Here is a 250-nt window from a genome sequence, read left to right as displayed (position 1 = left end):
AAAGCGTGTGTTGCGGCTGGGTATGTGTTTATTTCCAGTGTTATCGATCACTTCCATTGGCGGGATCGTCGCTCATGAATGTGGGCATTTCTCGCAGTCCCTCGGGATGAAGATGCAATCCCTGGTCCATGGCATTTCCAATTGGTTTCATTGTTCTTTCTATGCGATGACATTGGAGCGTCTCAAGATACGGCAAAAGCTTCGCCTCGATGATGATGCGGGGATATTTGATCGAATTGAGGGGATTGCG

At 48.4% G+C, this 250-nt stretch carries 1 protein-coding gene; it reads right to left on the bottom strand.

The features are described 5' to 3' along the window. Window positions 1-40: 40 nt before the first annotated feature. On the bottom strand, window positions 41-250 hold a 210-nt coding region (locus JI666_RS21510), incomplete at its 5' end, for a hypothetical protein (protein WP_206895124.1).

It is taken from the genome of Bacillus sp. NTK071 (assembly GCF_017303315.1).
Taxonomy (GTDB): domain Bacteria; phylum Bacillota; class Bacilli; order Bacillales; family Guptibacillaceae; genus Guptibacillus.
The sequence above is the reverse complement of the archived record's forward strand: the minus strand, read 5'-3'. Positions and strand labels throughout refer to the sequence as shown.